At 49.4% G+C, this 14172-nt stretch carries 10 protein-coding genes; 2 read left to right on the top strand and 8 right to left on the bottom strand.

The window, feature by feature from the left end:
• Positions 1–6 precede the first annotated feature (6 nt).
• Positions 7–750, bottom strand: a complete 744-nt coding sequence (locus ABZR88_RS02920) for a LytTR family DNA-binding domain-containing protein (RefSeq protein ID WP_107829516.1) — start codon at positions 748–750, stop codon at positions 7–9.
• On the bottom strand, positions 750–1964 hold the full coding sequence (locus ABZR88_RS02915; RefSeq protein ID WP_107829514.1) for a sensor histidine kinase: 1215 nt from the start codon (positions 1962–1964) through the stop codon (positions 750–752). Before ABZR88_RS02915 ends, ABZR88_RS02920 begins: the two co-directional genes overlap by 1 nt.
• 189 nt (positions 1965–2153) lie before the next feature.
• On the opposite strand from ABZR88_RS02915, the gene ABZR88_RS02910 reads away from it, so the two are divergent.
• Together ABZR88_RS02910 and ABZR88_RS02905 are read left to right on the top strand one after the other, a co-directional pair.
• Positions 2154–3728, top strand: a complete 1575-nt coding sequence (locus ABZR88_RS02910; RefSeq protein ID WP_107829512.1) for a glycoside hydrolase family 28 protein — start codon at positions 2154–2156, stop codon at positions 3726–3728.
• Positions 3729–3877: 149 nt separating this feature from the next.
• Positions 3878–5143 carry a serine hydrolase gene (locus ABZR88_RS02905; RefSeq protein ID WP_107829510.1) on the top strand — a complete coding sequence of 422 codons (1266 nt, stop codon included), beginning with the start codon at positions 3878–3880 and terminating at the stop codon, positions 5141–5143.
• Between the two features lie 423 nt (positions 5144–5566).
• Here ABZR88_RS02905 and ABZR88_RS02900 read toward each other — a convergent pair whose 3' ends face one another.
• From ABZR88_RS02900 to ABZR88_RS02875, 6 genes are all read right to left on the bottom strand, one after another.
• Positions 5567–6871, bottom strand: coding sequence for a glycoside hydrolase family 28 protein (locus ABZR88_RS02900; protein WP_170113637.1), 1305 nt, complete (start codon positions 6869–6871; stop codon positions 5567–5569).
• 7 nt (positions 6872–6878) lie between these two features.
• A complete protein-coding gene (locus ABZR88_RS02895; protein WP_146166564.1) occupies positions 6879–9011 on the bottom strand; it encodes a glycosyl hydrolase in 2133 nt (710 codons plus the stop codon).
• Between the two features lie 161 nt (positions 9012–9172).
• Entirely contained in the window at positions 9173–10870 is a 1698-nt protein-coding gene (locus tag ABZR88_RS02890) for a DUF5597 domain-containing protein (protein ID WP_107829504.1), read from the bottom strand.
• Positions 10871–11128: 258 nt separating this feature from the next.
• The gene (locus tag ABZR88_RS02885) at positions 11129–12250 is read right to left on the bottom strand and encodes a PKD domain-containing protein (protein WP_107829502.1); all 1122 of its coding nucleotides are present in this window, start codon (positions 12248–12250) and stop codon (positions 11129–11131) included.
• Positions 12251–12492: 242 nt separating this feature from the next.
• On the bottom strand, positions 12493–13395 hold the full coding sequence (locus ABZR88_RS02880) for a glycoside hydrolase family 25 protein (protein ID WP_107829500.1): 903 nt from the start codon (positions 13393–13395) through the stop codon (positions 12493–12495).
• A 39-nt stretch (positions 13396–13434) separates the two neighbouring features.
• Positions 13435–14139 (bottom strand): DUF92 domain-containing protein, encoded by a 705-nt coding sequence (locus ABZR88_RS02875; protein WP_107829498.1) that lies wholly within the window; start codon positions 14137–14139, stop codon positions 13435–13437.
• Between the last annotated feature and the right edge of the window lie 33 nt (positions 14140–14172).

Genomic DNA, 14172 nt, shown 5'->3' with positions numbered 1-14172 from the left:
GGGGTATTAATTGGTATCATCTTGTATGCCTATATAGGCATGTATCTTATCCTTATAGTTGTCGCTTACCGGTATCTCCGTTTCGCCTATCAGCAGCCGGTTACGTTTGAAGGATGTCACCTTATCCAGCGCAACGATAAACGACTTATGTACACGGGCAAAACTGTCTGCCGGTAATTTTTCCTCCAAATATCGCATACTGAGACGCGTAATTACTGGCTTAGTTGCGTTACGTAAATAGATTTTTACATAATCCTTCAAACCTTCCACATGTGTTACCTCTGGTATGTTAATGCGCACAATAGAGTAATCGGCATTAACAAAAAGGTAATCGGGCGTTGTGGGCGCAGCGGCCACAGGTTCAGGCGGTGCAACTTGCTGGTCTCTGTCCTGACGCAAACCCCATAACTCATAAGCTTTGTTGGCGGCCTTCAGGAAACGCTCAAAGGCTACGGGTTTTACCAGGTAATCAATTACATCCAGGTTGTAACCTTCAAGCGCATAGTTTTCATAAGCGGTAACCATAATAACCATAGGCGCATTGGTTAAACTGCTCAGAAATTGCGTGCCCGATATGCCCGGCATCTGTATATCCAGAAAAATAAGATCAACAGGCTCGCGGCGCAGAAACTCCATTGCCTCAATAGCGTTGCGGCATTTGCCGGCCACTTTCAGGAAGGGTACTTTCAGTACGTTATCTTCCATCAGCTCCAGCGCCAGCTTTTCATCATCTACCAGTAAACAGCGCATCAGGTTGTTAATTTTATTTTTAAGTCTATCACAAACATCTTATCGTTTTCCATAATATCCAGTTGATGAGCGTCTTTATACAACAGCTCCAACCGGCGCCTAACGTTGGTTAAACCAATGCCAGAGTCTTTATCCTTGCTATGCATTGGCGGCGCAACGGTGTTCATCACCCGGAAATCCATCCAGCCGGTCTCAGCATCAACCTGTAAAACAATATTAATTTGCGGGTCTATAACCATGCCCACCCCATGCTTAAAAGCGTTCTCTACAAACGGGGCCAGCAACATGGGCTCAATATAGTAAGCATTTAAGTCTGCAGGCGGATTAAACACAATTGTTACATCATCGCCAAAACGTAACATTTGCAATGCAATGTAGCTTTTCAGGTATTCTACCTCGCGGCTCAGCTGCACTTTCTCGTCATCATTTTCATACAACATATAGCGCATCAGCCTTGATAGTTCAATAAGCGATGGCTCCAGCATGTCTGATTTTTTGCGTGCCAGCGATACCATACTATTCAGCGTATTGAAGATAAAATGCGGGCTCACCTGCGAACGAAGGAAGCTCAGTTCAGTTTTCAGGTTCTCGTTTTCTTTCTCTTTACGTACATCTTCGGTACGCGAGTTATCAATGATGATGCGATAGCTGGTACTGATGCCGATAATGGCGATATAGAAGATCAAATTGGTAAAATACCAGCCAAACCAGCCGCGGTCAAACCCGGTACGGTCCGGGCGGAACATCTGGCGGAAACGGCGGCCGTCGCCACGTGCCAGCCTTACCTGGTGCAAGCTATCGCGATAGGCTTTCCTGCCTGCACTGTCCAGTTTCAGGTAAGTTGAATCATGCATAAAACGGGGGCCATGACTAAACGCCTCCATGCCATGCGGCGGATGCGGTGGCGGCGGAAACAGCCAGTTATCCATACCGCGCGATACAAACAGCACCCCAACAACGGCAATAACTAACGACAATGCATACAGCGCCACTCCCTTACGTTTGTATACAAACGAGTAAAGCACATAAGCGTTAAAATAAAAGAAGGCTGCCAACAGTGCATTGTTGAGCAAAAGGCGATACTGCCACGGACTAAATCCTTTGTATGTAGTAGGGTTGCGAAACAGATAGGGCGAAATGATAAACAGCGCCCAAAACACCACATGCAACGCAACCTGTAAATATTTGCCGGTAAAAAACTTCTTCAGTGCCATCAAAAATAAAGATACCGTTAAACTATATATGCTTTTAAGGAATGAGATAAAGCACCCGGATTTTTAGACAAAATCCCCGGTTTTTGCGACAGCCCGATGGCAGCACCATCCTGCTTTAGCCTGCCTGCTTGGCATTTACGCTAAAAATAATCCTATCTTGAACCCGACCTTTGTTTTATAAACCACACCATGAAGAATAAGCTTTTTTGCTTGGCCTTGTGCCTGGCGTTTTTTGGATTTGCCAAAGCTGCCCCTCCCACCGGAACCACTTTTAACGTACGCGATTTTGGCGTTACCGCCGATGGTAAAACGCCCGATAACGTGCAGATTAATAAAGCCATTGACGCAGCGGCACAGGCCGGCGGCGGCACGGTTTATTTCCCGGCTGGTAATTATGCGGCCTACTCCATCAGGCTAAAAAGCCATGTATCACTTTATTTGGATCAGGGTGCGGTAATTATTGCTGCAGATTATGAGGATGGCAAAAAAGGCTATGATGAGCCGGAGCCAAACGAGTGGGGCGATAAGCGTTACCAGGATTTTGGCCACAGCCATTTCCACAACAGTTTGATTTGGGGCGAAAACCTGGAAGATATTTCTATCATGGGCCCGGGCATGATCTATGGCAAAGGCCTTACCCGCGAAACACCGCGACACATTGGCGAGGGCAACAAGGCCATTGCATTGAAGCTTTGTCGCAACGTAACACTGAAAGATTTTACCATACTGCTGGGCGGCCACATGGGCATGCTGCTGACCGGTTGCGATAACATGACCATTGAAAACATTAAGGAAGATACAAACCGAGACGGGATGGATATTGATGCCTGCCGCAACGTGCGCGTGGCCAACTGTACCGTAAACTCGCCGTGGGATGATGGCATCTGCCTCAAAGCATCATACGCGCTGGGCTATGCCCGCGCTACCGAAAACGTAACTATTACCAACTGCCAGGTAACCGGCTTTGACCGCGGCACTTTCCTGAACGGCACTTACCAAACCAACGAAGGCAAAATGGTGCCCGACCACCAGGGTCCAACCGGTCGCCTTAAGTTTGGCACCGAGGGTAACGGCGGCTTTAAGGGCATCACCATTACCAACTGTGTTTTTCAGCACTGCCGTGGTTTGGCGCTGGAAACGGTTGACGGTGGATCGCTGGAAGATGTAACCATCAGCAATATTGTAATGCGCGATCTGACTAACAGTCCACTCTTCTTGCGTCTGGGTGCCCGCCTGCGCGGACCGGAAGGGGTACAACCGGGCCTTCTGCGCCGCATCAATATCAGCGACGTACAAGTTTTCAATGCCGACTCGCATTTCTCATCAATGATTGTGGGCATCCCCGGTCATGACGTAGAGGATGTAAAACTGAACAACATCCGTATTTTTTACCGCCCGATTGACTCGCCTGTGGTTCGTATCCAGCAGCGTGTAGCAGAATACACTAAAGATTACCCCGAGCCGCAGCGTTTCGGCGTGATGCCATCTTACGGATTCTTCATCCGCCATGCGGCCAATATTGAGATGAACAACGTACAAGTTAGCTACCTGGGCCAGGAAACCCGCCCGGCCATGATATTAGAAGATGTAAAAGGCATCAGCCTTAACAATGTAAAAGCGCAAGCGGTAAAAGGCCAGCCTACTATTATTCAGCGCGGGGTGAGCAACCTGGCATTGAATAATATCGGGAAAGATGTAGTGCTGAAGACCGAGCCGGTGCCGGCCACCATACCAGACCCGGAACCGAACAGGCATCAGAATTGAGGTTGGTGATTAGTTAGAAAATTATACCTCTTGTCATTGCGAGGAACGAAGCAATCTCGTCGAATACAGGCCGAAATGCATGTCCGATTGTCCTTCGACGAGAGTGCTTCGTCGTTCCTCCTCGCAACGACAACATTTCTTATTTAAGTATGAAAATAAAACTATTTGCCCTACTCCTTTTCTTCGCTACCGCACAAGCCAACGCCCAATCCCTACCAACAACCAAACCAGAAATGGTTGGCCTATCGTCCGCTCGCCTGGCGCGTATTGACACGGTGATGAATGATTATGTGCGCACCAATCGCATCCCCGGCGCTGTAGCTTTGGTGGTGCGCCATGGGAAGGTTGCCTACTTTAAATCATTCGGTAAAAGAGATATCGAAAGCAAAAGCCCCATGCAAACTGACGCGATGTTCCGCATTGCATCCATGACCAAGGCCATCACGTCGGTAGCCATCATGACGCTTTATGAGCGCGGCTATTTTCTGCTGAATGATCCTTTATCCAAATACATCCCTGAGTTTAAAAACCCGAAGGTAATTACTCTCTCACCCAAAGGCGATACCGTGCTGGTGCCGGCCAAAAGCGAGATCACCATTCGCGAGTTGCTCAACCATACCTCGGGCATCACTTATGGTGATCCTTTGCAGGCTCGCTATTATACCCAGGCAGGCATGACCGTTGGGCTAACGCCAACCGACGGCGTTTTAAAAGATAAGATTCTGAAGCTGGCAAAATTGCCGCTCATCTCGCATCCAGGCGAGGAGTTTCATTACGGCATGTCGGTTGACGTGCTGGGTTACCTGATTGAAGTATTGACCCATAAAACGCTTGATCAATATATCCACGAGGCCGTGTTGAATCCGCTGCAAATGCATGACACCTATTTCAGCATCCCTGAAAATAAAGCCTCACGGATGGCTAGCATCTATCGCTTTCATGATGGTCTGCTGGAAAAAGCCACAAGTAAATACTTCCCTTATCCTGCTCCACAACACTATTTTGCGGGTGGCGCGGGACTGGTATCTACCGCCACAGACTACTCGCACTTTGCCCAAATGCTGCTTAACAAAGGTGAGCTAAACGGCGTGCGCATCCTGAGCCCGATGACGGTTGAACTGATGACCCGCAACTCCATCGGCGATATTTTCATCTTCACCTCATTTAAGCACAATGGCATTATGGGCGATAAATTTGGACTGGGCTTCGGTCTGCGCACTGCTCAGCACACCGGATACGAAGAACTGGAAAGCGAAGGCCAATTTGGCTGGGATGGTGCCCTGTACACCCGTTTCTGGGCAGACCCGAAACAGGACATGTTCGGCATTTTTCTCTCGCAAATGGAAAATTATTGGGATGAGAATTTGATTGGCAAGTACCGGGTGCTGGTAAATCAGGCGGTGGTAGCTCCTTGAATTATTATCCCGGATTAGTTAACTCACGGCGGCCAGAGGCCGCGGGATAGTCATCACTCGCGAAGACGCGAGCGATTGCAAACCTCAATAAAATCGGAATGCGGCAATGCCGCATTTCCTGTTTATAATACATTTGCAGTCGCTCGGCTCCAGCCCACAAGTGTTGGAAAGCTGGCAAAACGCGTTGGAACTGTGCGATTCCCCTCTTGAGAGGGGTGGAGGGGTGTGTCCTTTATACGTGCGAATGACACACCCCTACAGCCGCACGTTCCAACGCGCCCCCTCTCAAGAGGGGATTTTAGCTCTTCCAAATACCTGCAGGCTCCAGCCCAGCGACCATTACCTCGCGGTCTCTAGCCGTCATAAACTCCCAAGCCATAAACATCCTGTAAATCCTAAAAATTCGTTCAATCCAGGTTCCGGCTACTTCATTATCACCTTCGGTCCACTCACAACACTAATATTTAAACCAGCAGTATCCAGTTTAGTAACGTTATGCAATATTAAACCAGTTTGCGCTTTAATATGGCAATCCACAAATTTCACGCCTTCTATCGGGCTATTATCCAAACCGCTCATATCTCCCACAGCAGCTACCGTGCCTGATACATTTTTGATAAGGATGTTACGCACAATGGTAGGCACTTTAGCCTGCTCGCGCACGGTGCCTACCAGTCGCCAGGCCATGTTAAACTCGAAAGCTTTTTTGGTATCCTTTAGTTCGATGTTCTGGTAGGTGATGTTCTCTACTACCCCGCCACGACTCGGTTGTGATTTAAAGCGGATAGGCGCCCAGTTGCTGCCATCCATCACACAGTTGTTAATCATTACGTTTTTGATACCGCCGGTCACCTCACTTCCCATGGCAACGCCGCCGTGTCCGTAAGCAAAGTGACAATCGTCTATCAACACATTCTCGCATGGACGGTTCACGCGGCGACCGTCATCATCCTTACCTGATTTGATAGAGATGCAATCATCATTCACGTCAATAAAACACTTGGTGATGTGCGTGCCGTTGCTGCTATCCACGTCAATACCGTCAGAGCTGGGGATGTTATGATTGGCGGTAATGTTAAGGTTACGCGCAGTAACATCGGTACTGTACAAAATATGCAGGCACCATACCGCCTGGTTATGCAAGTGCAGGTTCTCAATCACTACGTGCTTACAGTTCTGGAAACATATCAGCCGCGGGCGGCCCAATCGCGGACCGGCAGGCCTGTTCACGACCGGAGTTGCGTTGCCGTTGCTTCCTCCCGCTACACCGCCCATTCTGCGCGGACTACGGCTTTCCCATATATCGCCCGAGCCATCAATGGTACCCTCGCCGCTAATGTGGGTACCTTCCTGATCAATGATATTTACAAAGGCCGATGTCCACTGCCGTTCCTCGCCTTCCCAGCGGGTGGCAATCTGCGGATAATCCTGCTGATCTGCCGAACCTTTGAGCACGCCATCTTTCTCTACATAAAGATCAACATCTTTCTTTAGGAAGATAGCCCCGCTGCGGAAGATGCCCTTGGGTATCACCACCACGCCGCCACCTTTGGCAGAGCACTCGTCGATAGTTTTCTGGATAGCTTGCGTGTTCAATGTGGCGCTATCACCTTTTGCGCCATAAGTCGTAACCAGGTAACGTTTAGCGGGTTTAGCAACCGGTTTTATAAAAGCCATAGCCGCTATAACAACGGCCGGGGCCAAACAAATGATCAATATTTTTTTCATACGATGATTAATGCTGAATAATAACAAACCTGGTTTCATAACCTTTTAACTGTAAAGGCAGTTGAGTTTGGTTCCCTTTTTGGTTGGCGCCATTTGCTGCTTGCGTTGTGCCGGTTTCGGCGTCCCAGAAAGTCACACTGCCAGAGCCGTTAAGAGTAACTTGTAAATCCTGCGCCTCTTTGCCCTCATTAAAGAAGAAATACAGATCGGCATTCTTCCACTCGCGGTGCAGGTATTTTACTCCGGGTGCGGTCTTATTAAGTATTACGTCGTGCGGTAGCTGGGCAAAGAAATCGGACGTGAGGTTGGTCCAATCGGCATACGTAACCCAGGGTTGTTTAGGCAGATCTGTAGCGTGCAGAAAATTTGGATACGTCATTTTTCCCGGCACCTCACCGGCAAAGATCACCTTGCCGCCGCCGGTGGCAAATGTTTTGAGACGGGCAATCATGTCGGCACTCAGCACATTGGCTGATGGAACGATAATAGCCGTGTACTTTTGTCCGCTCAGGTTAGTAAAGCTGCCTTTTTGCAGACGAAAATCCGAGGCCAGCCCCTGGTTGTCTACATAATCAAAGTCTACCTGATGCTCCAACAGTTGCTTGCCAATGACACGCAGGGTACTATCGGCCATTTTGTTGCCCGTCCACATGGCCTCTGTAGGGCAATATAAACCAACGCGAGCCGCCGGGATACCGTTGGCCAACAACCATGACGCGCGATTTGAATAGGCCGAGAGCTTAACAAAAGCCGTATCATGCAGGTACCCCCGTTGCGACGCTGGCGCCCCCTCTTTGCGATTGGCAGATGACGACCAGAACATATACTCAAAAAGGTTAATGCCGCGCACCATTTCCTCATTCACCACCCAGCGGGCATCGGCCACGGTTGGGGCCGGGCGATAGGCGGCAAAACTTTCGCTCAGCGCCCGGGGCCTGCCATACATGTGTGCTGCTGACGAAGCCAGTTTCGGAAAATCGGCTACGTTATCATACCAGATCTGGTGCCAAATGGCATCAACACCCGGCACCTGCACGTAGCGCATATCTTTAAAATAATCGCCCTCGCTGCGCACCAGCTGCATCAGCATATCCTCACGGTCAATATGCACCATGTATTCCAGTCCGTTGGCACGGCACCAATCGGCCTGCACTTTAAAGAAGTTATCGCGAAAGAGGTCAGACCATACGTCGAAGAAATCGGCTTTGGCCATTTTCTGCTCTTCGGTAGGCTGCTGAATGAAGAACGAGGCTAGGTAAGGTGTAATGTCGTATTGCTTTTTCTCTTTGAAAATTTTGAGCAGCTCGGGCGTCCATGGGGTAAAACCATACTCTGGCTCATCACCACGGAAACCTAAAACCGTTTTGCCAAACTCAGCACCGATGTATTTTTTATACTGCTCATGCGTGTACTCCATAAACTTGCGGGTGGCTGCCGGATCAAGGTAATCAATCAGCGAGTTCACCGTATCCTTGCCATGCGTAGGGTTGTTGGCTGCGCGAGTAACAGAGGTCTTAAAGCGATGATCTACCACCGTAATTTGCCAGGTGCCGGGCGTGGCCGGCCAGTTGAGTTTACCTGAACTGATATCCAGCACCTTATTTTCCTGGGTCGACGTATTGACGGCCACAGCACTCAATGTTTGTTTAGGCAGATCAATACTGAGCGGCTGGTTATCTTCGGTACGAAGCCGTTTGGATACCACAATACCCTGCATCCGCAGTTCCGGACTTTTCTGCGAGATCAATCCCCCGGCAAAGCCGCTGGGATACTTGCCCTCATCAATAATCCACAGGTGCATGTTGCGCTTCTTCAGTTCCTCGACGATGATCTTCACATTCTCAAAATACCCGGGCGAGAGATATGGTTCGGGCATGCCGTAGCCTCCCTCTATACTCACTGCACGGATACCCTGCTTATACATCTCATCCAGATCTCGACTGATATTATCGCGACCGATTGGTCCCTCCAAACCCCAGGTTAAGGTTTGGGCATATTGATTAGGCGGCGTGGCAAAGCCCTTCAACATCTCGTGATAGGAGGGCTGCGTTACCATTTGCCATTGCTGCGGCTTGGGCTGCGCCCAAAGGCTGCCCGCACAACAAAGCATGGGGAGTAATATTTTGTATGGTTTTCTCACATGTTGGGGTTCTTGGTTTTATACAATTTATAAGTGATGTCATTGCGAGGAGGAACGACGAAGCAATCTCGTCGGCGATCTGGTAAAGCGACGAGATTGCTTCGTCACCCCTTAACTCCCCCCATTCCGTTCCTCGCAATGACAATGTGTATTATCTTCTTTTACTCAAACCGGTACAACTTCACCCGCATGATGCTCGGCTTATCGCCCAGTGTGCGCACTACGCTGCCTGTTTTTTTAATGGCAGCTTGTTGGGCAATGTGGTAATCAAGCATAATATCGTCGCCATTCAGTCGGCGGCCGGGGGTCCATTGACCGTTAACGTACTTACCTTCGTCCAACAGCGAATAGCCCACATACTGCGGTCCGGCGGTTTGTGGAACGAAGTTTATCTGCAAATATTTACCGGCGATAATGAATTCGTCCGGGCCCTTCTGAATGATCAGTCCATAACCTGCATCATGTTTTTCAGAGCCGTCTCTGTTGGTGCGGATAGCTACATCAAAACGGTAGTTACCCAATGTGACGCTTTGGGTAGGTTTTTCGGTATTGAGCCAGATGCCTGCAATTTTACCGGTGGACTGTGCCTCCAAAATCTCGGGCGATAACTGCTGCAACACATCAAATGCCTGTGGAACGGGATCTTTTACCGCGTCTTTTATCCGGTCGTCAATCCCGAAGGGCGAAAAACCGATGGCCTTATAAGCGCCGATCAGGAAGAAAGCGTTGGCCGCCCCCTTTTCATCCGCCTTAGACTCGGGCACAAACAAGCTATTGCCGTTACGACTGTACAATTGCGCTATCTCATCAAACTTATCCAGGTAAACATCAGGCGTCAGCAGATCAATGGCCGAGCCCCCCGCCCGCCAGAAATCATGCACATGGGCCTGCGGTCCACCGGCAGGGTAATCGCCAGGACCTTTATCATCCGGCTGCACGATCCAGGTGTTCACAAACATAGGCAGCGCGTATTTGGCTTTGCCTGCGGCTGCCACCGAGTTTACATAGTGCGAGTAATTCCAGGCCATAAAAGCTTCTTCGGCTTGTGGTGTGTTGCCAAAAACCTGTGCCCAGGTGCCCTGTGTTTGGTAGCCATTGGCAGCCCAGAGTTTATCTGTCTCGGGCAGTAGCTTGCCCTTATTTTTTTGCAGATAGCTGATCAGTTCAGCAGGTACCGCCGCAGCCCAGGCTTTTTCAGCCTCGGGACCACGATCACGGCTATCGCCCAGCAGGCCCACTTCATTTTCTACTTGCATCATCACCACGGTATGTTGGGCGTCAATGGTTTTAACATGGTCCATCAGCGCAGCAAAGGCACCGGCATCAGCTTTCAGCGCCTCCGCGCAAAGCGGCGAAATGGATTCTACCGGATAACCGCCTTTAATATGCATACGGGGATAGGTTTTATAATCGGTCTTCATCCAGGCGGGTACGTAGTGCGATAAGCCGTTCTTCCAGGTACCAAACCACAGCAAGGCCACGTGCAGGTGGTTAGCACGAGCCTGGGTAAGAATGCTATCAACCAGCGAGAAATCATACTTCCCTTTCTCCGGCTCCGTCAGCTCCCAGGTTACGGCGGCCAGCACCGTGTTGAGGTGCATGGTATCTAACCGGGGCAACAAGGGGCGCAGGTAAGCAGCGTTGGTAGCACTACTGTTATGCAACTCGCCGCCCAGTACCAGGAAAGGCTTGCCATCAACTATCAGTTGGGTAGCTTGTCCGCGTTTTTCCAGGTGGGGGACGCTGCGCTCATCAGATGAAGCGCTGTCAGGCTGATTGCTACCGCCTTGATCGCAGCCAACTAATAGCGTGGCCGAGAGGCAGGCCAAGGGTAAAATTGATTTGTAAAATTTTCTCATAGAAATTATATGATCGGTTGTTTTGGTTAACCCACATTTGGCGGGATGTCATCCTGTGTTCCGTCGAAGCATAGTGGGTGGGCCTCTCCGCGCGAGTCTTCGACATGCTCAGACTGACAGCCCTCTCATTTGTCACTTCACTTTCATAGTCCCGCCGCCGGGATTCTATTCCTCAACATGACATCCCCTCTTTTTCTATTTATCATTATTCCCTTTCACTGTTCATTGATCACTATCCCACTCACCATTCACAACCCACTACTTCACCGCCACATCCCACACTTTTGACAAGCGCGATTTACCGGCCGGGCCCTCTATATCAAGTATTACCACATATTTGCCGGCATCTTTATATTGATGGTAAGGGTATTGCTCGGTTGAGGTGGTGCCGTCGCCAAAATCCCAGTGCCAGGTATTAACCTTGCCTTGAGATTCATCAATAAAGGCCACTACCCTGCGGTTCATATCCACCACCTTGAATGACCATGCGGCTTCAATCGGTTTTTTGAACCTATCGTCCAGCGGCATCAGTTTAAAGGGCAGCATAAAATCGGCATTGCCATACATTTTGTGCTGACTGGACAGGTTCCAGAAGCTTTGTTTGCTTTTATCGTTCACATCGTCATAATCCAATACGGCCCAGCAAAGGCTGATGATCTTGTTCTCATACAGGTTTGATTCCACCGCGCGGACAGGTCCCTCGCTGCCTGCGTAGTCAAACGGGGTGATGAAAAATTCCAGCACCAGCTTGCCACTCTCGCCCGGTTTAAAGTTGTATTTGTAGGCCGCGTTGGCATAAGGCAGTTTCTTGATCCACGGCTGGCTGCCCCAAACCATACACCAATCTTTATTTACAGCCGGGGTGAAAATGTGGTAGTTTTGTGCGTGCACGCCATGGTAAGAAAAATAGGCATCCCACTTAGAGACATCTTTATTGGGGTGCAGCTCATCGATAAACGTACCGCCTGAGCGATCGGCATCTACTACTACCTCAAAAATATCGTTGTGCAGATCGGGCAGTGAAAAGTCCCAATAGTTGTCATACGCCTCGTATAAAAAATAGAGTTTGTTCTCGCCTTTTACCCAGCCAACTTTCACCTTCACGTCCATATCTTTCAGGTCGGGCTTGTCGTGAAACTTGTTATCATCGGTCAACTGATCCATGCCTACGGCAAAACTGTCGGGCACCATTTTCCAATCGTCGGTATTACCATCAATGCGCGGAATCTGGTCTGGCGGAAACTGAAATATCTTAAAACTGCGGTGCTTGGGGTCTTGGTAACCCTGATTAATCGCATAGGGTTGTTGCTGTTGCTGCGCATATACGTATGGTATTAATGAGGTAACAAAAGCAAAAGCTGCAATCAGTTTTAGTTTCATATATCAGGCTATCAGGCAGCGTTGGGCGCGGCCGGTTTATAAATGGTTTGCTATCTATGAAGATACCGAAAATAAAATGACGAAATATTCTAATGATCGGCATCCTGCACATTCCTGAATACGTGTATCATTTTTGTTAGGGAGGAACGCAACCCTCTATGTCATACCGCCCCGAAAAGATCCCTCTCTTCGTTCGGGATGACATAAAATATGAAGATAAGGACTATTTGCTGCAGACTACCTCAACGGATCAGCATCCGGGTAAAGGCCAGGCTATCGCCATTAAAGGCATCAAAATCAACCGTATGGTTAATGCCGTTTACCCGGGCAGTTTCTGAGTGCTGCCAGAAATGCCATTTTACGCTCTTGTCTATCTGTAATTCGGGTTGATTGTAGTGGGCAATCCACAGGGGGTAATCTTCAAAATGACCAGCCAGGTAATCCTGATAATAACTGATGCCTGTGTAGATGATAGGGCGTACGCCGGTTTTACGCTCAACCGTGGTTAAAAATTGCTGCAGCTCTTTGCGCATGTTGGCAGGGCTAACGCCATCCAGCGTTTCTACATCTACCACAGGCGGTAGATCGCCTTTTTCAAACGTTACATTCTGCATAAAGAAACGTGCCTGCCATTGCCCATTCTTCTGCGGACGAAAGAAATGGTAAGCGCCGCAGACAATGCCGTTCTTGGCGGCCTCGCGCCAGTTGCGCTTAAAGTATGAGTCGACAATGAGCATGCCCTCTGTAGCCTTTATAAATGCAAAGCTGATGTGTACGCTGTCTTCTTCCATCTGCTTTACGCGTTGCCAGTCTATATGCCCCTGCGCGTAAGACACATCAATACCGTGAATTTTATATCGGGCCGGGATACGGATCTGGAAACTGTGGTAGGTGCGGTAATGCGGGTTCTCACCAATATCTTTCACCCAGCGCACGGCACCGGTAAAAAAGTTAAGGACATAGCCATAATAAAGCGGCGAAAACAATACCAGCAACACAATAACCAGCGTAGTGCGCCATGGGTAATCAAAACCCTTCTTTTTTTTGGTTGATTTACGTGCAGCCGGTTTTTTGCGCGCAGTTGCCGCAGGCTTTTTTGCCGCGGGCGATGCTTTTTTAGGGACGGTTGAAGATTGCTTGGCCACGGCCTAAAGATACAACATGCGTTTGAGCCAATACTAAAATTAATGCAACAGCCAGCAGATCAGCGCTGCTGCAAGGGTATTCAAAAAGTTAACCAGGTTGTTGCCAATAAGCCCCTTTCGTTCTAACAGGGCGCCCAAAACGGAGTCCATCAGGTTACCGGCAAAACCAGCAATAATAATCCAAATGAAATTGATATTCCAGCCATAAGCCAAACTATAAACCGCGGCAATCAGCGCAGCCCCGGCAATACCAATTAATGTACCTTCCAGGCTAATCACCCCGTTCTGCCCGCGCTGATCGGGTTTTAGCGTTAACACATTAAAGGTGCGGCGGCCGTATAGCATTCCTAATTCTGACGACAGGGTATCTGCTAAAGCCGAAGCCAGGCTGCCGGCCATCATCAGCATAAATAACGGAGCATAATTGGGTATTAACAAACAAGCCAGCCCCAGCAACGCAGCCACGCCGCCGTTGGCCAATACCTGCCCGGCGGTGCGGCTACCATCGCGCTCCTCGGCCGCGCCTATGGTTTCTTTATTGTGAACGCCCAACTTGGTAGCTGCCGACCCGGCGATAAAAAATAGCGCTAACATAGCCAGTCCTGCATAACCACCGCCCTCAAAAACCAATAGACCTACCACACCTCCGGTAAGCGCGCCTGCAACCGTCAACTTGTGTGCGCGGATGCTCAGGTAAACGCCGGCGGCGAGGAGAAGGTAAATGAGATAATGGGCTGAAAACATTGGTGTGAAGATACGATTTGGTAAATGAGCCAC

It is taken from the genome of Mucilaginibacter yixingensis (genome assembly GCF_041080815.1).
Taxonomy (GTDB): Bacteria; Bacteroidota; Bacteroidia; order Sphingobacteriales; family Sphingobacteriaceae; genus Mucilaginibacter; species Mucilaginibacter yixingensis.
The sequence above is the reverse complement of the archived record's forward strand: the minus strand, read 5'-3'. Positions and strand labels throughout refer to the sequence as shown.